General features: G+C 59.0%; 17 protein-coding genes and 4 pseudogenes. 13 read left to right on the forward strand and 8 right to left on the reverse strand.

Annotated elements, in window-relative coordinates; translation table 11 throughout:
• Nucleotides 1-75 precede the first annotated feature (75 nt).
• The 4 genes from H1204_RS50825 (at nt 76) to H1204_RS50840 (ending at nt 4,568) form a co-directional block, all read left to right on the forward strand.
• Nucleotides 76-1,649, forward strand: a protein-coding gene (locus H1204_RS50825) for an IS3 family transposase (RefSeq protein ID WP_243469179.1) whose coding sequence is annotated in 2 segments (ribosomal slippage) — nt 76-532 and nt 532-1,649 — 1,575 coding nt in all. Because the reading frame shifts where the segments join, the coding sequence is not laid out codon by codon here.
• 248 nt (nt 1,650-1,897) lie between these two features.
• On the forward strand, nt 1,898-3,220 hold the full coding sequence (locus H1204_RS50830; RefSeq protein WP_180736657.1) for an IS5 family transposase: 1,323 nt from the start codon (nt 1,898-1,900) through the stop codon (nt 3,218-3,220).
• A 100-nt stretch (nt 3,221-3,320) separates the two neighbouring features.
• Nucleotides 3,321-4,286, forward strand: coding sequence for a tyrosine-type recombinase/integrase (locus H1204_RS50835; RefSeq protein ID WP_180736658.1), 966 nt, complete (start codon nt 3,321-3,323; stop codon nt 4,284-4,286).
• A gap of 78 nt (nt 4,287-4,364) precedes the next feature.
• On the forward strand, nt 4,365-4,568 hold the full coding sequence (locus H1204_RS50840) for a hypothetical protein (RefSeq protein WP_180736659.1): 204 nt from the start codon (nt 4,365-4,367) through the stop codon (nt 4,566-4,568).
• Nucleotides 4,569-4,659: 91 nt separating this feature from the next.
• On the opposite strand, the pseudogene H1204_RS50845 reads toward H1204_RS50840, so the two are convergent.
• Nucleotides 4,660-4,967 (reverse strand): annotated as a pseudogene (locus H1204_RS50845) (DDE-type integrase/transposase/recombinase); the annotation flags it as partial.
• 16 nt (nt 4,968-4,983) lie between these two features.
• On the opposite strand from H1204_RS50845, the pseudogene H1204_RS50850 reads away from it, so the two are divergent.
• Together H1204_RS50850 and H1204_RS50855 are read left to right on the forward strand one after the other, a co-directional pair.
• Nucleotides 4,984-5,711: pseudogene (locus H1204_RS50850) on the forward strand (IS5 family transposase); the annotation flags it as partial.
• Between the two features lie 314 nt (nt 5,712-6,025).
• Nucleotides 6,026-6,199 (forward strand): hypothetical protein, encoded by a 174-nt coding sequence (locus H1204_RS50855; protein WP_180736660.1) that lies wholly within the window; start codon nt 6,026-6,028, stop codon nt 6,197-6,199.
• Nucleotides 6,200-6,326: 127 nt separating this feature from the next.
• On the opposite strand, the gene H1204_RS50860 is transcribed toward H1204_RS50855, so the two are convergent.
• The 7 genes and pseudogenes from H1204_RS50860 to H1204_RS50890 all read right to left on the reverse strand — a co-directional run bounded on the left by H1204_RS50860 (nt 6,327) and on the right by H1204_RS50890 (nt 11,281).
• The gene (locus H1204_RS50860) at nt 6,327-7,280 is read right to left on the reverse strand and encodes an NAD(P)-dependent oxidoreductase (RefSeq protein ID WP_180736661.1); all 954 of its coding nucleotides are present in this window, start codon (nt 7,278-7,280) and stop codon (nt 6,327-6,329) included.
• A 94-nt stretch (nt 7,281-7,374) separates the two neighbouring features.
• Nucleotides 7,375-7,540, reverse strand: a pseudogene (locus tag H1204_RS50865) (ISKra4 family transposase); the annotation flags it as partial.
• Between the two features lie 195 nt (nt 7,541-7,735).
• Nucleotides 7,736-7,982, reverse strand: a pseudogene (locus H1204_RS50870) (alpha/beta hydrolase); the annotation flags it as partial.
• A 51-nt stretch (nt 7,983-8,033) separates the two neighbouring features.
• The gene (locus H1204_RS50875) at nt 8,034-8,432 is read right to left on the reverse strand and encodes a nuclear transport factor 2 family protein (RefSeq protein ID WP_180736662.1); all 399 of its coding nucleotides are present in this window, start codon (nt 8,430-8,432) and stop codon (nt 8,034-8,036) included.
• A 133-nt stretch (nt 8,433-8,565) separates the two neighbouring features.
• A complete protein-coding gene (locus tag H1204_RS50880) occupies nt 8,566-9,357 on the reverse strand; it encodes an enoyl-CoA hydratase-related protein (RefSeq protein WP_180736663.1) in 792 nt (263 codons plus the stop codon).
• A gap of 130 nt (nt 9,358-9,487) precedes the next feature.
• Nucleotides 9,488-10,345, reverse strand: coding sequence for a MaoC family dehydratase (locus H1204_RS50885; protein ID WP_180736664.1), 858 nt, complete (start codon nt 10,343-10,345; stop codon nt 9,488-9,490).
• Between the two features lie 21 nt (nt 10,346-10,366).
• Entirely contained in the window at nt 10,367-11,281 is a 915-nt protein-coding gene (locus H1204_RS50890) for an SDR family NAD(P)-dependent oxidoreductase (RefSeq protein WP_180736665.1), read from the reverse strand.
• Nucleotides 11,282-11,830: 549 nt separating this feature from the next.
• Here H1204_RS50890 and H1204_RS50895 point away from each other — a divergent pair.
• From H1204_RS50895 to H1204_RS50925, 7 genes are all read left to right on the forward strand, one after another.
• Nucleotides 11,831-12,988 carry an enoyl-CoA hydratase/isomerase family protein gene (locus tag H1204_RS50895; protein ID WP_180736666.1) on the forward strand — a complete coding sequence of 386 codons (1,158 nt, stop codon included), beginning with the start codon at nt 11,831-11,833 and terminating at the stop codon, nt 12,986-12,988.
• 92 nt (nt 12,989-13,080) lie between these two features.
• Nucleotides 13,081-13,830 (forward strand): electron transfer flavoprotein subunit beta/FixA family protein, encoded by a 750-nt coding sequence (locus tag H1204_RS50900; RefSeq protein WP_180736667.1) that lies wholly within the window; start codon nt 13,081-13,083, stop codon nt 13,828-13,830.
• Between the two features lie 25 nt (nt 13,831-13,855).
• A complete protein-coding gene (locus tag H1204_RS50905; RefSeq protein WP_180737011.1) occupies nt 13,856-14,791 on the forward strand; it encodes an FAD-binding protein in 936 nt (311 codons plus the stop codon).
• Nucleotides 14,792-14,864: 73 nt separating this feature from the next.
• Entirely contained in the window at nt 14,865-16,031 is a 1,167-nt protein-coding gene (locus tag H1204_RS50910; RefSeq protein ID WP_180736668.1) for an acyl-CoA dehydrogenase family protein, read from the forward strand.
• 116 nt (nt 16,032-16,147) lie between these two features.
• Nucleotides 16,148-17,290 (forward strand): Re/Si-specific NAD(P)(+) transhydrogenase subunit alpha, encoded by a 1,143-nt coding sequence (locus H1204_RS50915; protein ID WP_180736669.1) that lies wholly within the window; start codon nt 16,148-16,150, stop codon nt 17,288-17,290.
• A 12-nt stretch (nt 17,291-17,302) separates the two neighbouring features.
• Complete coding sequence (locus H1204_RS50920) at nt 17,303-17,629, forward strand: NAD(P) transhydrogenase subunit alpha (RefSeq protein ID WP_180736670.1); 327 nt, start codon at nt 17,303-17,305, stop codon at nt 17,627-17,629.
• Complete coding sequence (locus tag H1204_RS50925; RefSeq protein ID WP_180736671.1) at nt 17,629-19,080, forward strand: NAD(P)(+) transhydrogenase (Re/Si-specific) subunit beta; 1,452 nt, start codon at nt 17,629-17,631, stop codon at nt 19,078-19,080. Before H1204_RS50920 ends, H1204_RS50925 begins: the two co-directional genes overlap by 1 nt.
• Nucleotides 19,081-19,083: the final 3 nt, after the last annotated feature.

Raw genomic sequence — 19,083 nt, forward strand, 5'->3', positions numbered from 1 at the left:
AAACCCGATCCCCCGGCGTCACACTAGTTGTCGCCTCTGAATTTTCATCATTTGAAGAGAACTCAGAGGTGCAGGTTGAAGACGAAACAGACGTATTCTGTAGAATTCAGAGAGCAGGCGCTGGCGAAGGCCCTGCAACGCGGCAACCGCTCCGTAGGAGCGGTTGCCGCGGAACTGAACATGAATGTATTAACCTTGAGGAAGTGGATCCGGGTGTCTAACGCCGCAAGCCGCAATCCGGGCCCTAGCGATGCACGGCGCCCACAAGACTGGTCTCTGGAAGAGCGCCTGCTGGCCTTGCAACAGAGCCATGGACTGGATGAGGAAGCACTGAACGCGTGGTGTCGCGAACGGGGCCTGTTTGTCCATCATCTGACCCAGTGGCGTGCGCAGTTCTGCTCTGGCGACACCGTGAGCCCACGCGCCAACGCGCCGGAAGTGCGCGATCTCAAACAGGCCAATGCGCAATTGCAGCGCGAGCTCAAGCGTAAGGACCGTGCGCTGGCGGAAGCGGCTGCGTTGCTGGTGCTCTCAAAAAAGTATCAGGCGCTGTTCGGGGACGAGGACGAATGACTTCTGCCGAACAGCGCGCGACATTGAAGGCTCTGATCGACGAGGCGATCGCAGCCGGGGCTCGCCAGGCACGTGCGTGCGCCATGCTGGGGCTGAGCGCGCGCACCGTGCAGCGCTGGCAAGGCGCCGGTCCTGAAGCGGTGGACGGGCGCACCTTGCGCCGCCATGAGCCTGCCCACAAGCTGTCGGCCGATGAACGCGCCGAACTGCTGGCGGTGGCCAACTCTGCTGAATTCGCTCATCTGCCACCGAGCCAGATCGTGCCACGACTGGCCGACCAGCAACGCTACATTGCCTCGGAATCGACGTTTTACCGGGTGCTGCGCGAAGCGAACCAGCTCGCCCACCGGCGCAGCGAACGGCCGGCCCGCGCACGCAGCAAACCGCGCGCAGTCTGCGCCGACGCGCCGAACCAGCTGTATTCCTGGGACATTACTTACCTGCCGGCGACGATTCGTGGACAGTTTTTTTATCTGTATCTGTTTCTCGATGTCTTCAGCCGCAAGATTGTCGGCTGGCAGGTCTATGCCGAGGAAAGCAGCGCGCTGGCCAGCGAAGTCCTCAGAGACCTTTGCGCACGCGAAGCGATACAGCCCGAACAGGTGATCCTGCACTCCGATAACGGCGGCCCGATGAAAGGCGCGACGATGCTCGCTACCCTCCAGGCGCTGGGCGTCATGCCGTCGCTCAGTCGCCCCGGCGTGAGCAACGACAACCCGTATTCCGAGTCGCTGTTCAAGACCCTGAAGTACCGGCCTGCCTATCCTCTCAAGGCGTTCGATACCCTGTTCGCCGCGCGCACCTGGGTGGGCGCGCTGGTGCGCTGGTACAACGAGGAGCATCGTCACAGCGCGATCCGGTTCGTGACGCCGGCGCAACGTCATGCCAACCTCGATCAGGACATTCTGTTTCGACGCGCTGCGCTTTACCAGGCGGCAAGGCAGCGCAAACCACTCCGATGGAAAGGCCCCGCCCGCAACTGGCAGCGCGTTGACACCGTGCATCTGAATCCCGATCGCATCGATAACCCGAGCGTCACACCACAACGTCGCAACCAGGAGAGAAAAGCCGCCTGATATTTATTCGTTGAGGCGACAACTAGCTTGAAAATTTCCGCGATTGGCTGCTGATTTTAGCCGTTGGCTCAAGCAAACACATGCTGTTTTACCAGCGATTACGGACGTGCATATAGCGAGCTATCTAGTTGGGCCTGAACAAAGCGGAGGACCTTGCGCGACGTGGCTTCGGGGTTGAATTGGCGTTGTGGAAATTGCAGGGACCTGGCATATTAAAGCCTAAATCCTGCAAATCCTGCGAGGTGCGGATGGGTCCGAAGACGCCTGTGACTGAAGGAGATTTCTTCCGGCAACCGCTGCGCGAACAGATCAATCTGAAGCATCCGCTGGTACGGCTGACCGAGCTGATCAACTGGGATCGTTTGGGCGTCGCGATGAGCGAGAGCTTCGTGTCGCGCAAGGGGCGACCGGCGACATCACCCAGGCTGATCGCCGGGCTGCTGTATCTGCAGCACGCATTTGACCTGTCCGACGAAGAGGTCGTCTGGCAGTGGGTGGAAAACCCGTATTGGCAGGTGTTCACCGGCGAAACGTACCTGCAGACCGAGCCGCCGATCGACCCGTCGAGCCTGACGCGCTGGCGCAAGCGGCTGGGCGAGGCCGGCATTGAAGAGCTGCTGGCCGAGACGATCGAAGCAGCCAAACGTGCCGGCGTGATCAAGGCCTCGAGTGTGAAGCGCGTGATCGTAGACACTACGGTCATGCAGAAGGCGATTGCCCATCCAACCGATTCACGGTTGCTTGAACGGTGTCGCGAACATCTGGTGAAGGCGGCCGCACGGCATGGCCTGAAGCTGCGGCAGAACTACAACCGCGAGGCGCCGCACCTGGCGCGTCAGATTGGCCGTTACGCACATGCGAAGCAGTACAAGCGCATGAAGAAAGTGTTGCGTACGCTGCGCTCGCGGGTGGGTCGGGTGATGCGTGACGTGGAGCGGCAGCTTGGCACGCTCGCCGATGGTAGCCGCGCGGCCCTGCAGGAACTGATTGGGCGCACGAAGCGCATCCTGTCGCAAAAGACAAAGGACAAAAACAAGCTCTACGCATTGCACGCACCAGAAGTCGAGTGTCTGGCCAAGGGCAAGGCACGCACACCCTACGAGTTCGGCGTGAAGGTGTCGATCACGACGACGCACAAGGAGGGCCTGGTCGTTGGCATGCGCTCAATGCCAGGCAATCCGTACGACGGGCACACGCTCGCTGAGGCGCTGGAGCAGGCGGCAATCCTGTGTGACGCTACGCCGGAGGTCGCCATCGTCGACCGTGGCTACAAGGGCGTGGACATCGAAGGTGTGAAGATCTACCACCCGGGCCTGCGGCGAGGCATCACGCGAGGATTGCGGGCGATGATCAGACGGCGCAGCGCGATCGAGCCAGCTATCGGCCACATGAAGACCGACGGGAAGCTCGACCGGAACTGGCTAAAGGGGACGCTCGGCGACGCGATGCATGCGGTGCTGTGCGGCGCAGGCCACAATCTGCGGATGATCTTCAGGAAGCTGCGGCTTTTTTGCACCGTCGTTCTTGTCGCGTTGTTCGTTTCTGTCGATCAGACAACGCCCGTCGCCTGACGCCGACGACGGACAAAACGCTTTATTCAGGGCTGACTATCTACGTTATCGGGCTCGTCATCGATGTCCCAGATCATGCGACACCTACGTATTGAAACGGTTGCTGGATTTTCTGCGCCAACAGGGTGCCATCGCAGAGTTGCGGACCGTTGCCGTCGAGGTGACGCCCGATCGGCGTTTATTGGACGAGTACACGGTGTACTTGCCGCAGGAACGGGGTCTTTCGGCCGAGACGATCGGCATCTATGTGCCTTTTGCCCGAGTCTTTTTGACGGCCTGTTTCCGTGACCGTAAAAACATACAACTTGCTTCACTGCGCGCCGCTAATGTCATCGCATTTGTGCAGGAGCAGGTAAAATCTCTGCATCTGGCGCGGGCAAAAATGATGGTCACTGCGCTGCGATCTTTCCTCCGCTATTTGCGTTACTGCGGCGCCGTCAAGTGTGATCTGGCTGCCGCTGTACCTACCGTTGCCAACTGGTCGATGGCGTCAATCCCTCGTGCGATTTCATTGGAGCATGCACAAGCAGCGCTCGCGTCTTGCAACCGTCAAAGCGCCGTGGGCTCCCGGGATTATGCAATTTTATTGCTGCTGGCCCGACTGGGTTTGCGCGCGGGGGAAATCGTCGCGCTCAAACTGGATGACATCGATTGGGATAGTGGAAGTCTGTATGTGCATGGTAAGGGCGCAAGGGGATGTCCCATGCCGCTACCGGCCGATGTGGGTGAGGCGATCGCCGACTACCTGCAGAAGGGACGACCGCACAGTACCAGTCGTTCTGTATTTTTGCGTAGCGTAGCGCCGGTGGGGGAGTTTCAGGGGCAGGAAGCCATCGGATCTATCGTTGTGCAGGCGCTGAAACGAGCAGGTGTTGATACGCCGCACAAGGGTGCGCATCAGTTTCGACATCGACTGGCCTGCGATCTATTGCGCCAGGGTGCCTCCCTGGCAGAGATAGGCGAGCTGTTGCGCCATCGCCGTCCAGAAACAACGGCGATCTACACGAGGGTCGATCTTGCTGCCTTGCGCACACTGGGCTTGCCTTGGCCGGGAGGTGTGCGATGAACACACTGCGCGAAGCGGTTCAGAGCTATTTAGCGTTGCGCCGCGGCCTGGGATTCAAGCCTGAACTCTTGGCGCGCCATGGGTTTTAGCGACGCGGACTTCACCAATGGCGGCTCTGATTACCTTATCGACTCAATCATAGCCTGGGGCGATGAAAGCGCCCTCCGCAAGCGCATTCAGGAACATTTCGACGCCGGGGCCGACCATGTCTGTTTCAAGGCGGTTGGGCCGGACAATAACACCGACATGCGCATCATCGAACGGCTCGCCCCGAAACGCTGACAGGGCGCATCGAATGACCGATAAGGCCCGACGGAGGTTGTGTCGCGACAAGATCGGCACGGCGAGGGATTTCCGCGATGATAAGGATTCCTTATGCAGCCAACAAATTGAATTGATCGGCAGCGGTTCGGGTAACGCCGTTGTCCCTCATCTGGCCTTTCCTGATCATATGCATGGTCTCATTGCCTGACAGGATGATGCGAGCACATCGGAAATCCTTGAAGCCCATCATTGGTCTGATTCGGCGTTGATGGCCCGATGATCCTGTTCGACGATGTTGTTCAAATACTTGACCTGCCGGACCTTGATGGGCATTTCCCGTTCAGCGTTGATGGCCTGAAGGGCGGCCAGATTGGCCCCACTTTTATCCATGGTCACGGTCTTCTCAGGCGCACCATTCGGTTTTACCGAGTCAATGTTCACGGTGCTGAAGCTGGACGATTTTGTGCCGAAGGGACCATCCGTTGCGTCCGATTCGCGCGTGGCTCAATGACGCGCTTAAACGCATGGACGACGTTTTCGCTCGGATGTACGAGGCTGACGCGAAAGGAGGTCGGCCGAGCATCGCGCCGGAGAAACTGGTGCGAGCTCTTTTGCTGCAGGTGCAGTACTCGATTCGTAGCGAGCGCATGCTGGTGGAACAGATTTCCTACAACATGCTGTTCCGCTGGTTCGTCGGCCTGCCGATGGACGGGACCGTGTGGGACCACTCGACGTTCAGCAGGAACCGCGACCGGTTGCTCAAACACGATGTGGTGTTGTTGCTCTTCAACGAGACAGTCGAGACCGCGCGCGAGTGTGGACATCTTTCTGGGGAGCACTTTAGCGTCGACGGTATATTGATTCAGCATGGGCCGGGCAGAAGAGCTTTGTGCCGAAGGCAAGTCCAGACGAAGACGACACACCTCCTGACGACCCGCCCGCGCCGAATGACAACTGGCACGGACAGAAGCGCAAGAGACGCACCAATCCTCGACGGACGAGCAGGCACGCCTGTTTCGCAAGAGCAAAGGAACGGGTGCGATGCTCTGTTATATGGGCCACGTGCTGACCGACAACCGGCACGGCCTGGTAGCCAACGCGCAGGTGACGCTGGCGACGGGCACCGCCGAGCGGGACGCGGCCGAACAGATGCTGGCTGATGACTTTGCCTTTGCAAACGCGTTCTGCGCGACCCATGACGATGCCGGCTCATGCGGGCGTCGTCGGACCGCTGAGATGGAAGCGGGATCGTCAACCGTCGCGAACCCGACGCTCATAGTATCCGCAGATCTTGCCGCCTGGCGTCCGCCGATCGAGCCGCGCCTGAACGCGCTGGTGCTAATGGATCCGCTCGCGGTAATGTTCACCGCGCCAGGCTTTTTGGCCATACGCATCCAGGTGCTACTGTATCGACCGGAAAGAAGGCTTCACTCAGCGCGCCACGCAATGCGCTAGCCGTCGCGTCCGGATTGCCGGTGACGCCGCAACAGCATGTCGTTCCGGGCCACTTCGTGTTCGTCGATCCCTGCCCGCCGCAGATTGCGGCCGATACGCCGCTCATTTGCCAGGACGCGCCGGGATTCGATCGTCCGGCGATTCATCATCAGATCGCGAATCAGGTGGTGGATTTTTTGCGCGCACATCTGTAACCGTAACAGTACAGTCGAGCACAATCGGAATCCGCAGGACCTCCGGTTCGTGCTTTCACCAGACCAACCCGTCCCCGTTCACAATCAGCGGTGGCAGGCCGGACGGCTCGCGACGATTTTATGGCCTTCAGCCGAGAGAACCGCTTTCCGGATAGCGCCGGTAATAATCCACCATTTCAGCGATCGCATTACGCACGGTATAATCCGGCGAGAAGCCGAACTCCTTGACGGCGCGGCTACCATCGACATTCGGTGGAAAGGCCGAGCCATAGGGCGGTTGTGGATCCCGAATAATATCGCAATCGGGCACTATGTCTCGAATGATCGCGATAACCTCGTCTTCGGAAAAAACCTTTTCGGTCGGAGTGTTGAACAGCCAGTGTTCGGATCTTGGCGCAAGCGTCGCATCCACGCACAATTTGGCCTGATCCTTATTATAGATCATCTGAATGCCCGTTTTCGCCCATGACGGAAATCTGGACGAGCGACCAACGGCGGCATTGTAAATGATCCGATTGTAATTGGCGCCCCAGCTTCCCGTCAGCTTGCCGAGGCCGAAGGCGAACGCGACGCGAACGCAGGTGGCATCGAGACCGCGCTCGCGATAAATGGCGGTCATGAGCTCACCATAATATTTGCTGGCGCCATAGGTCGTGGTTGGTGCGATCCGGTAGTTTTCGTCGGTCAGCCTGCCGTCATAATCGGTCAAGGTGCCTACAGCGGCGATCGAGCTACTCCAACACACCCGTTCTACCCCTTGTGCCATCGCCACGTCGAATATGTTCGCCGTACCGCGACAGTTCACGTCGATCGCCTTCACAGGGAAAGCAACCGATTCCGGCCCGAGATAGGCGGCCAGATGAAGGATGTGGCTTATCTTCCGATCCCTGACGAGATTCGCTAGGAGGTCGACATCCAGAATGTCTCCCGCAACGATGTCCGCATCCGGCGCGATGGCGGTCAGCATCGGCGCTTCGCTCTTTTGATCGAGAACCGTCACCTCGTGCCCGCGTCGCACGAACTCGGCGACCGCGTACATCCCGATATTTCCGCTGCCGCCGGTAACCAGGATATGCCCCATATGACCTCCTATAATATCTGAATGCAAGCGTTGGGTATCAGGCTGCGATCAGGCCGCCGTCGACGATCATCACGGTGCCGGTCACGAAATCGGCTTCGTCGGATAGCAGCCAGCGCACGGCATATTGCGCGACACTGTGTGCTCCCACGCGACTCCAGCGGATATGCTGGCTCTTGCACATTCGACGGCCAACTATTCGGTAAATCGACGATTTCGACGAAGCCGGTGGAGATTCGTCGTCCTACACGTTGCCACGTCCGCGCCGTTTAAACCTTCTCGGGTGGCGACGCTTGATCGTAGCATGGCCGATACAGAGATTTGCCAGGTCGATACCGGCCCGGTCCGTTTGGTGCTGATAGGCTTCCCTTCCGTACGAGGGCTCCGTTGCCGGTCTCAGGTCGGAGCAAAAACGGCCGCTCCCCGACAGAGCATGGTTGCGGTTCCGTTGCGGTCAATCATTGTTCGATCGCGGAAGCGGATGACGACTCAATGATCAGTGAAACAAAGTCAGCAATGTCTTTCATCGCGCTGACCGAATGATGCAATCCTCCATCCATCGTGAGAAACCCGTGTATTCGTGCCGTCGTAGCGCTTGGGCGCGGTTGGAACGCCGGCTTTGGAGAGTCTCTGCGCATATCGCTCGCCATCGGTGCATAGCAGATCGTACTCTGCAGTAAGAACGAAAGCTGGTGGCAAGTTTGCGAAAATGCGCGGCATGCAGTGACTCGAAACAAAACCCGTTCAACTATCTTGCTAGTCCGGAATTTGCATCGGATCCATGTATTCTCGAATAGACGACACCTTTTCATCCCGGATTTGAATCAAGAAGTGATACGTATTGCGGTATGTCCTGCCATCGTGCCACTCGCCTTCGGCTTCCAACTCAACTGCGACTCGATCAGATTCGGCAGTGACGCCCAGAACCCGGTGTTGCATACCCCGCGGCAATACTTTATGCATATTGCTCATCATGCGACGCGTTCGTACAGTGTCCTTGGGGCCCGCAACTTTGACCCGCGCGGGGTCGCCGATGACCCACCAGGTTCCATCATCACATAGCAATGACATTGCATCTTGCATTTTCATTCCGAAGGCAAGCGCGAGGAAGCGGAGTGCTACTTGCTTGTTAGCCTCAAGCTGATCGCTGGTCATGTTGTCTTAGGCTCGCAGAAATAAGTCGTATTAGTTTCGGTGGGCGACGTACCACGGGCGACGTGGTCGCCTGTGGATGCGCTTACCATCCAGCGCGCTATCGCAGACGATATCCGCAGGAATGCGAAACCATTCAGTCGAAGTCGCGCCGCTGTTTTCCCAAGGCGGCCTCGATCCCCTTGCGAAAGTCTTCCGTGGCGGCACATTCGGCAATCGCGGTCGCTTCCTCTGCCAACTGGTCATTCAAACTGCGGTACACCGCGTGATTGAGAAGATCCTTTGTCTTCGCCATCGCGGTGGCGGGGCCCGCACTCAGGCGCCTTACGAGCTTTTGGGTGACGTCCTGGAGGTCCGTCTCACTTACCACCTGGGTGACGATGCCTAAATCCATGGCCTCTTTAGCCCCAAAGCGCTCGCCGAGCAGCGCAAGGCGCTTCGCGGTCTTGATGCCCATCGCTGCCGTAAGCATTCCGCTCAGACCACAGTCCAATGAAAGACCAACAAGAATATGTGCGGCAATAAAGTACGTGCTCTCGGCGCTGATGACGAAATCGGCCGCCAAGCAAAGCGACAGCCCTGCGCCGGCGACTGCTCCACGCGTAGCAACGACGATCGGTTTTGGCGATTCGAGAATTACCTTAGGTAGCCGGTTGCCGACCAAAAGTTTTTGTTCGAAGGCATCGAAACGCCTTTCCGAGGAAAGATGCAGAAGTTCGCTAAAACCTTTCACGTCGCCGCCCGCGCAAAAACTTTCCCCTTCTGCCTGAATCAGGATGCACTTGGCCTGTGGATCGGCGCTGGCCAGACGTATCTTTTGAATCAGCTCGCCCGTTAGTTCCGGGTTTAAAGCATTACGCGCTTCAGGCCGGTCCAGCGTGATGGTTGCAATACGGTCATTAACAGTGAACTTGACGTATTCGAGCATTTTCAGTTCCTCATTTGACCCGGAAGATTCGGACGACAGCTGGCCAAGGGCGGGAAGTCGTCCGTAGCCTTCCTCTAGCCGTTGTTCTGTGTCATCAGTAGCCGTCGCACGTGGTCACGGTTGATGGGAATTACGCAGCGTCAACTTCGGCGCGTCCGTTGTTGAGAACAACAACATCCCGCTCGGCCACGCGCGACCGGAAGCTGGCGATTCCACTGTCTCGCCAAATTTCGGTGATAACCGTCTCCCCAGGGTAAACAGGCGCCGAGAAACGCAATTGCATGGCGCGTAGCCGTTCGGGGCGGTTGTCACAGCATGTTTGCAAAATGGCCCGCGTGGCGACACCGAACGAGCATAGCCCGTGTAGGATGGGCCGCTCGAAGCCGGCCTTCCTGGCTAGTTCAGGGTCCGCATGAATCGGGTTGTAGTCACCCGACAGGCGGTAGATAAGGGCAGCTTGGGGCAGCGTTTCGACGGTACATTGAAAATCTGCCGGACGCTCCGGGATCGAGTGGACCGGCGGTGCGTTGGCAAGGGTGCTCCCGCACCCCCCGTCCCCGCGCAAGACATATGTGGAGGTGACTGTGCTGACTATGTCTTCGTGATCCTTTTCGCGAAGCTGTTTTTCGAGGTACAGCATGGCACCCTTGCCGGCACCCTTATCAATGACGCCGCTGATCCGATAGGTGCCGACGAAAGTCTTCCCAGGCTCGAGAGGGCGGTGAATCGTGAATGACTGTTCGCCGTGCAAAATCTTGACCCAATCCACCTCCAACTCAGGTTCCTTGAGCCAGGCCCCTGGATGGCTGATTACGTTAACCATGGAAGGGAACACTTTCAGCCCATCCTCGTAGGTGAACTGCAGATGATTCCTGTCGGCCGGCGCTGCACCGACACCTATGCCGAGCGAATAGAGAATGCAATCCTGCGGGCTAATGTGCTGGGCAATAGGTGAAAACCGCTTGGCAAGTAATCTTTCGAGGTTCATAGGTCACTGTCCTTCCAGAGTTCAGACCGGATCCCATGTGAACACGTCGCGTGACCGGTCCAGCGGAGAGAACGATCCACGCAGCATCGGAATAGCGCGCTGGACACAACTGTCGACGGTCCATCCATCGCTGGCGTGCGCCGTTCGGACGGGGCGAGGCTGCGAGAACAGATAGATTTCGTTGCTGCGCACCCCGAATATCTGACCGGTGACGTCCTTTGTGCCGTCCGTCAGGAGGGCGCAGGCGAACGGGGCGATCTTGGCCGCTTCCATGCGCATGTTGATCTTTGTGCGTTCGATACCCTCCGGGGTGTCGGTGGGAATGGTTCCAACCATACGAGTGAATGCGAACGGGGCGATGCAGTTGGAACGGACGTTGAAGCGCTGCATGTCCAGCGCGATTGCCTTGGACATGCCAACTATGCCCATTTTCGCTGCGCAATAGTTGACCTGACCGAAATTTCCGATCAAACCAGAAGTGGAGGTCATGTGCACGAATGCGCCGCCCTCTTGCGCCTTGAAATGCGGGGCGGCGGCACGTGACATGTTCCAGCTGCCTTTCAGATGCACGCGGATCACCGCATCAAAATCATCCTCGCTCATCTTGTGAAAGATGATGTCGCGAAGGTTGCCCGCGTTGTTCACAATTCCATCGATACGTCCATATACGTCTACGGCTTGTTGGACGATCGACTGTGCCGCGTCCCACTCGGCCACACTATTTGTGTTGGCGGTCGCGATGCCGCCAAATTTTTGAATCTCCTCGACTGTCTGCTGTGCCGGGCCGGTGTCGCTTCCCGAGCCGTCGATGTTGACGCCGAGATCGTTGACGATGACGCTTGCGCCCTGGCGAGCCGCTTCAAGCGCAATGCATTTGCCAACGCCAGCGCCGGCGCCCGTGACGATGATGACTTTTCCTTCCAGAAGGCGTTCCATAGGAAGATGCTCTCGACTTTAAGTTGCAGTTAGGCGGAACGTCCCCGGGTCGGGGAACGTTTTGATAAATGTCCTGCATGACTATCGTATGCATCAATACCAAGTATGCAGCCCGACCTTGGGCGGCGTCAACTGCGAAATTGCCGTCGATTCGTGGCGCCGGTTCGCCGCAACGCCGTGGCAACGCAAATCGGCCCTGTCCTGGTCCCGCCCGGTGCGGTGGAAGGTTTATTTACTCTTCGTGAGAGGCGGCGCCTCTAAGCTAACTTCTCGCGCTGTAGCCCGCTGCAACGTTTGCAGAGTGGACCAATTGCACGCATCGACCAACGAAAGTCCATTAATGTTAAACGCTTGCATATAGTCTGCAACCATACTATAGTTACTCCGGTCATCACCGACCGGGCCCGTTTACTCCAGGTTGCACGCCCCCCGTCCGCATAGAGCGACCCGGAGCAATGCTCGGGAGCGCGCGGCTGTTAAGAAAGAGTGTTTGGTTTAGGTGCGACTTGGCGACGGGAACATCACAGCGGAGCGGCAGGGAGTTCGATCATGAGCAAGGTGCGATGTATCGAGGCGGTTGATCGAGAAAGTTTGCGGATCGAGGGGCGCACTTCGAGCGGGTCGCCTGTGGCGTGTCGGGTCATCAATCGCGTGGCGATCATTACGCTAAATCGACCTTCCGCGCTCAACACGCTGTCGCCGGAGACGGTGCGTGAGTTGACGTTGCAAATAGAGCGCTGTGGGGTCGACAGAGATATCGCGGCGGTCGTCATGATTGGGACGGGCGATGTGTTTTGCGTGGGTGGAGACCTTCGCACCTTGTATCGAGCCGCCATGGCAGGCGATAAGACGTGGCGTCAGCTTATCGCCGACGAGTACCGGCTTATTTTTGCCTTCCGACAACTCAAGAAGCCGCTAGTGGTGGTGATGGACGGCCTTGCGACAGGGGCGGGCATTGGGCTGGCGCAATGCGCGTCGCTGCGAATTGTCAGTGAAAAAAGCCGGATTCAGGTACTTGGGTCACGCATTGGCTTCGTTCCGGATGGAGGTGCCACATGGTATCTGAACAAGCTACCGGTCGAGTTGATGCTGTACATCGGTTTGACATCTGTAACGATGACCGGCGCCGATGCGATCAGCTGCGGTCTGGCTGACGCCTATGCGTCGAGTTCATCCCTTCGGGGATTTGAAAAGCGTTTAAATCTGCTGGATGCAAGCGACCTTCGGCAAAGTTTAAGAGAGGTATTCGTGTCTCCATCGGACGTTGCTCCGAACACCTCTCTGGCGGGTTTCCTTCCGTTGATTCGAGAACACTTCGCTGCCCAATTTTCGGTTGAGAGGTGCATTGAATCGCTCTCGAGAGGGCTGAATTGCGAGTCGGACCCGGCTAAGCGGATCTGGTTTCAAGCTACGCTTGATTCCCTTGGGGCACATTCTCCACTGATGCTGAACGTGATGCGTGAAGCTTTGCTGCGCGGACGGCAAATGACGCTTGCCGACAACTACCGCATGGAATTCGATCTGGCTATGCGCGCAATAGAGGTGGGAGATTTTTGCGAGGGGGTTAGGGCCCATGTGATTGACGGCGACAATTCTCCGCGCTGGATATTTCCTACTCTCGAAGACGTCAATTCCGCTGTTTTGGACAAGTTCTTTTCACCGTGGACATGCTGCGCGCCACATCCGCTAGCGGCGCTCGCAGCGTGAGAGAACGTCCGGTCGCGGGCGGGAGGCCCGGTCCATCTTTCAGCGGGTCACGGCTAAGGTGGATTTATCGAAGTCATTGAATGGAATGAGAAATGAAAATACTGGTGGCGGTCAAGAGGGTCGTTGACTACAACGTCAAGGTCCGAGTCAAATCGGACGGCACGGGCGTCGATATTGCGAACGTAAAAATGTCGATGAATCCGTTCGATGAAATTGCAGTTGAAGAAGCGGTTCGTTTGAGGGAAGCAGGCATTGCAACGGAAGTGATTGCAGTGTCAGCAGGGGGGACTCAGTCGCAGGAAACGCTGCGCACGGCCCTCGCGATCGGCGCGGACCGCGCGATTCTGATCGAGGCCCAGGAAGAACTGCAGCCGCTAGCCGTTGCCAAACTGTTGAAGGCTTTGGTGGACAAGGAGCAGCCGCAACTCATCATTCTCGGCAAACAGGCCATCGACGACGATTCGAATCAGACCGGCCAGATGCTTGCAGCACTGGCAGGGCTGCCGCAGGCGACGTTCGCGGCGAAGGTCGCTGTCGCTGACGGCAGGGCCACGGTGTCGCGTGAAGTGGATGGCGGCGCGGAAACGCTGTCGCTCAAACTTCCTGCGGTCGTCACGACTGACCTGCGCTTGAACGAGCCGCGCTACGTCACGCTACCAAACATCATGAAGGCGAAAAAGAAGCCGCTTGAAGCATTCAAGCCAGAGGATCTCGGCGTGGATGTGGCGTCGCGTCTGAAGACGCTGAAGGTTGCGGAACCGCCGAAGCGCTCCGCCGGCGTGACGGTGCCGGACGTAAAGACGCTGGTCGAGAAGCTGAAGAACGAAGCAAAGGTGTTGTGAGAGGGAGACTGTCAAAATGACGAATCTGGTTAATCTGGTATTGGCAGAACATGACAACGCATCGATCAAGGCCGCGACATTGCACACCGTTGCCGCAGCGCAGAAGATCGGTGGTGATATTCACGTGCTGGTGGCCGGCCACAACGCACAGGCTGCAGCGAATGCCGCTGCAACAATCGCTGGCGTCGGCAAGGTGCTGCTCGCCGACGCGCCGCAACTCGCCGATGGCCTCGCGGAGAATGTCGAGGCAACGGTACTGAACATCGCGAAGGACTATTCGCACATCCTCGCGCCCGCAACTGCGTACGGCAAGAATATTGCGCCGCGTATCGCCGCGAAGCTCGATGTCGCGCAAATCAGTGACATCACGGCAGTGGACAGCGCCGACACATTCGAGCGTCCGATCTACGCCGGGAACGCCATTGCGACGGTGCAGTCGATCGACCCGATCAAGGTCATCACGGTGCGCACGACTGGCTTCGACGCGGCCGCGACGGAAGGCGGGAGCGCATCGGTGGAAAGCATCGAAGCAGCGTCAGATGCGGGAATCTCGCAGTTCGCGAGCCGTGAAGTGACGAAGCTTGATCGTCCGGAACTGACGTCGGCAAAGATCATCGTCTCCGGCGGCCGGGGACTGGGCAACGGCGAGAACTACAAGCAGGTGCTCGAACCCCTCGCGGACAAGTTGCACGCGGCGCTCGGCGCATCGCGCGCGGCCGTCGACGCGGGCTTCGTGCCCAACGACTATCAGGTCGGCCAGACGGGCAAGATCGTTGCGCCGCAACTGTATATCGCGGTCGGTATTTCCGGCGCGATTCAGCATCTCGCGGGTATGAAGGACAGCAAGGTCATCGTCGCGATTAATAAGGACGAAGAGGCGCCGATTTTCAGCGTCGCCGATTACGGCTTGGTTGGGGACTTGTTCAATATCGTACCGGAACTCGTCAAAGAGCTTGGTTAGAAAAAATCAGATGCGCCTGGCGCGTGCGTCGATGTCAGGCGGCACGTGAAGTCCACATCGAGACGAAACCCTTATGAACTTTGCCCTTACTGACGATCAAATTGCCATACGCTCTGCTATCGAAGGAATCTGTCGAGATTTCGACGATGACTATTGGCTTAAGCGTGACAAGGATGGAGGGTTTCCTCACGAGTTTCATGCCGCCATGGCGAAGGCCGGATGGCTCGGGATTGCGATGCCGGAACAATTCGGGGGCGCCGGGCTCGGCATTACTGAGGCAGCGCTGATGATGGAGACCGTTGCGGCCTCGGGTGGAGGCCTATCGGCGGCATCGGCCATACATATGAACGTGTTCGGTCTTCATCCAGTCGTCGTTCACGGAACAGATGACCAGAAAGCGCGTTGGCTGCCATCGATCATCGACGGACGTCACAAGGCCTGTTTCGGGGTGACGGAGCCCAATACAGGCCTGAACACGCTCAAGCTAAAGACGACGGCTGTTCGTAAAGGCGACCGCTATGTTGTGAATGGCCAGAAGGTCTGGATTTCGACGGCCCAGGTTGCCGATAAGATCATGCTTCTCGCGCGGACGACGCCCGCTGAGGAAGCAACGGCGACAACACATGGATTGAGCCTCTTCTATACAGATTTGGACCGTAATAAGGTCGAAGTACGGGAAATCGAGAAGCTTGGCAGAAAGGCCGTGGATTCAAATCAGCTATTTATCGATGGACTCGAGATTCCGGCCGAAGATCGTATTGGAGAGGAGGGACGAGGATTCGAGTATGTCCTGCACAGCCTCAATCCAGAGCGCATCCTTGTCGCGGCAGAAGCGACGGGTTTGGGAAAGGCAGCCCTGCGCCGGGCATCGACATACGCAGCAGAGCGCGTCGTCTTCGATCGTCCCATCGGCATGAATCAGGGAATCCAGCATCCTTTGGCAGAGCGCTGGGTGGATCTGGAGGCAGCAACTCTTTTGTATCAACGCGCGTCCTTCCTCTACGACGAAGGACGATCCTGCGGGGCAGAAGCTAATGCCGCGAAGTTTTTCTGTGCCGAGGCAGGGTTTCGGGCCTGTGAGACCGCCGTATTGACCCACGGCGGTATGGGGTATGCAAAGGAATATCACGTTGAACGGTATTTCCGCGAAGCAATGTTGCCTCGCATTGCCCCTATCTCGATTCAGTTAGCACTCAGTTTCATCGGGGAAAAGGTCCTCGGATTGCCGAAATCTTATTGACCGTCGAGTTGTTCATCCAACTGACTTCCGAGTCGACCGGCGCCGAGTCGCTGCTCCAGCTCGATCGGTGCTGATGCATTTTCACTAACGAAAACGTAAACGAAAACGGAGACACAATGCACATCGGAGTGCCTGCCGAGACGCATGCGCGCGAAACACGCGTCGCCGCAACGCCGGAAACGGTTAGGGAGTACGGGGCGCAAGGCCATCGGGTCACTATCGAGACCGGTGCCGGGGTAGCAGCAAGCTTTCAAGACGAGGCCTTTGCAGCTGCCGGCGCGGAAATCGTCGATACCGGGACGGCGTTCGGCGCGGATCTCGTCCTGAAGGTCCAGTCGCCGACTGACGCCGAATTGCCGTTGCTCAAGCGCGGCGCGACGCTCGTCGGCATGCTTGATCCGTTCAATACCGAAAACTCATCAAAGCTGGCCGCGGCCGGCGTTACCGCGTTCGCCCTCGAAGCCGCGCCGCGCACCACGCGCGCGCAAAGCCTCGACGTGCTGTCGTCGCAGGCCAACATCGCCGGGTACAAGGCTGTGCTGCTGGCCGCGACGCTCTATCCGCGCTTCATGCCGATGCTGATGACCGCTGCGGGCACCGTGAAAGCGGCGCGCGTGCTGATCCTCGGCGCAGGCGTGGCGGGCTTGCAGGCGATTGCGACTGCCAAGCGCCTGGGTGCCGTGATCGAAGCATCCGACGTGCGTCCGGCCGTCAAGGAGCAGATCGAATCGCTCGGCGCCAAATTCCTCGACGTGCCGTACGAAACCGACGAGGAGCGCGAAGCCGCGCAGGGCGTCGGCGGCTACGCGCGGCCGATGCCGCCTTCGTGGCTCACGCGCCAGTCGGCGCTGGTGCACGAGCGGGCCAAACAGGCGGACGTGGTGATCTCCACCGCGTTGATCCCGGGCCGCGCCGCGCCGACGCTCATCTCCGTTGATACCGTGCAGGCGATGAAACCGGGCTCGGTGCTGATCGACCTCGCCGCCGGACGCGGCGCCGAGTATGAAGGCCGGCGCGGCGGCAACTGCCCGCTCACCGACGCGGACCAGGTCGTGGTCAAACACGGCGTGACGATCGTCGGCCATACGAATCTGGCCTCGATGGTGCCCGCCGATGCGTCGTCCCTGTACGCGCGCAACCTGCTCGACTTCCTCAAGCTGATCATCACGAAGGACGGCGCCCTGAACATCGATCTCGCGGACGACATCGTCGCGGCCACGCTGCTGGCCCGGGACGGCGAAGTCACGCGCAAGTCTTAACGGAGAACGGCGATGGAAGTCATCAACCACACCGTCATTAATCTGATCATTTTCGTGCTGGCGATTTACGTCGGCTACCACGTGGTCTGGAACGTCACGCCCGCGCTGCACACGCCGCTGATGGCGGTGACCAACGCGATCTCGGCGATCGTGATCGTCGGCGCAATGCTGGCCGCGGGGCTGACGCTCGGCGCGCCGGGCAAGTTCTTCGGCACGCTCGCTGTCGCGCTCGCGGCGGTCAACGTGTTCGGCGGATTCCTGGTGACGAGGCGAATGCTGGAGATGTTCCGCAAGAAAGGACCGAAGAAAATCGCTGGCGACCAGAAGGGGAACGGATAATGAGTCTGAACGTTGTCACGCTGCTTTATCTGGTCGCGTCGGTCTGCTTCATCCAGGCGCTCAAGGGGCTGTCCAATCCGAAGACGGCGCGCACCGGCAACACCTTCGGCATGGTTGGGATGGCAATTGCGATCCTCACCACCATCGCGCTGATCTCCAAACAGGCGGCCACGCTCGGCTCGAATCTCGGGCTGGGGCTTGGCCTGCTGCTGGTCGGGCTGGTGGTCGGCGGCGCGGTTGGCGCGTTTGTCGCCGCGCGCGTGGAGATGACCAAGATGCCGGAACTGGTCGCGGCGATGCACTCGCTGATCGGTATGGCTGCCGTGTGTATCGCCTATGCGGTGGTGTCGGAACCGGCCGCGTTCGGGCTGGGCGTGGAGGAGGGCATTCCAGGCTTCCTGCCGTACGGCAACCGCGTCGAACTCTTTATCGGCACCTTCGTCGGCGCAATCACCTTTAGCGGTTCGGTGATCGCGTTCGGCAAGCTCTCGGGCAAGTACAAGTTCCGGCTCTTCCAGGGCGCGCCGGTGGTGTACGGCGGCCAGCATCTGATCAACCTGATGCTGGCGATCGCGATGATCGGCTTCGGCGTGATCTTCTTCCTCACGCAGTCGTGGCTGCCGTTCATCATCATGACGCTGATCGCGTTCGTGCTGGGTGTCTTGATCATCATCCCGATCGGCGGCGCGGACATGCCGGTGGTGGTGTCGATGCTGAACTCGTATTCGGGGTGGGCGGCGGCGGGCATCGGCTTCTCACTGAACAATCCGATGCTGATCATCGCGGGCTCGCTGGTGGGCTCATCCGGTGCGATCCTGTCGTACATCATGTGCAAGGCGATGAACCGCTCGTTCTTCAACGTGATTCTCGGCGGCTTCGGCAACGAGGCGGGCGCGGCGGCGGCGGGCGGCGCGGCAGAACAGCGTCCGGTGAAATCCGGTTCGGCCGATGATGCGTCGTTCATGCTTGGCAACGCGGAGACAGTCGTGATCGTGCCGGGTTACGGTCTGGCGGTGGCGCGCGCGCAGCATGCACTGAAGGAACTCACGGACAAGCTGGTCGAGAAGGGCATCGAGGTGAAGTATGCGATTCACCCGGTGGCCGGACGGATGCCGGGTCACATGAACGTGCTGCTGGCGGAAGCCGAAGTGCCGTACGACATGGTGTTCGAGATGGAGGACATCAATGGCGAGTTCGGCCAGGTCGACGTGGTGCTGGTGCTCGGTGCGAACGACGTGGTGAATCCGGCGGCGAAGAACGATCCGAAGTCGCCAATCGCGGGCATGCCGATCATCGAGGCGTACAAGGCGCGCACGGTGATTGTGAACAAGCGCTCGATGGCGGCGGGCTACGCCGGTCTCGACAACGATCTCTTCTACATGGACAAGACGATGATGGTGTTCGGCGATGCGAAGAAAACCATCGAGGATATGGTCAAGGCGGTAGCTTGAGCC

This window comes from Paraburkholderia sp. PGU19 (genome assembly GCF_013426915.1).
Lineage (GTDB): Bacteria > Pseudomonadota > Gammaproteobacteria > Burkholderiales > Burkholderiaceae > Paraburkholderia.

What these genes read in the sequence shown, in the direction of transcription:
- H1204_RS50830 (WP_180736657.1), top strand. Translation starts at nt 1,898, where the DNA reads ATGGGTCCGAAGACGCCTGTGACTGAAGGAGATTTCTTCCGGCAACCG.
- H1204_RS50840 (WP_180736659.1), top strand. Translation starts at nt 4,365, where the DNA reads ATGGGTTTTAGCGACGCGGACTTCACCAATGGCGGCTCTGATTACCTT.
- H1204_RS50860 (WP_180736661.1), bottom strand. Translation starts at nt 7,280, where the DNA reads ATGGGGCATATCCTGGTTACCGGCGGCAGCGGAAATATCGGGATGTAC.
- H1204_RS50875 (WP_180736662.1), bottom strand. Translation starts at nt 8,432, where the DNA reads ATGACCAGCGATCAGCTTGAGGCTAACAAGCAAGTAGCACTCCGCTTC.
- H1204_RS50880 (WP_180736663.1), bottom strand. Translation starts at nt 9,357, where the DNA reads ATGCTCGAATACGTCAAGTTCACTGTTAATGACCGTATTGCAACCATC.
- H1204_RS50885 (WP_180736664.1), bottom strand. Translation starts at nt 10,345, where the DNA reads ATGAACCTCGAAAGATTACTTGCCAAGCGGTTTTCACCTATTGCCCAG.
- H1204_RS50890 (WP_180736665.1), bottom strand. Translation starts at nt 11,281, where the DNA reads ATGGAACGCCTTCTGGAAGGAAAAGTCATCATCGTCACGGGCGCCGGC.
- H1204_RS50895 (WP_180736666.1), top strand. Translation starts at nt 11,831, where the DNA reads ATGAGCAAGGTGCGATGTATCGAGGCGGTTGATCGAGAAAGTTTGCGG.
- H1204_RS50900 (WP_180736667.1), top strand. Translation starts at nt 13,081, where the DNA reads ATGAAAATACTGGTGGCGGTCAAGAGGGTCGTTGACTACAACGTCAAG.
- H1204_RS50910 (WP_180736668.1), top strand. Translation starts at nt 14,865, where the DNA reads ATGAACTTTGCCCTTACTGACGATCAAATTGCCATACGCTCTGCTATC.
- H1204_RS50915 (WP_180736669.1), top strand. Translation starts at nt 16,148, where the DNA reads ATGCACATCGGAGTGCCTGCCGAGACGCATGCGCGCGAAACACGCGTC.
- H1204_RS50920 (WP_180736670.1), top strand. Translation starts at nt 17,303, where the DNA reads ATGGAAGTCATCAACCACACCGTCATTAATCTGATCATTTTCGTGCTG.
- H1204_RS50925 (WP_180736671.1), top strand. Translation starts at nt 17,629, where the DNA reads ATGAGTCTGAACGTTGTCACGCTGCTTTATCTGGTCGCGTCGGTCTGC.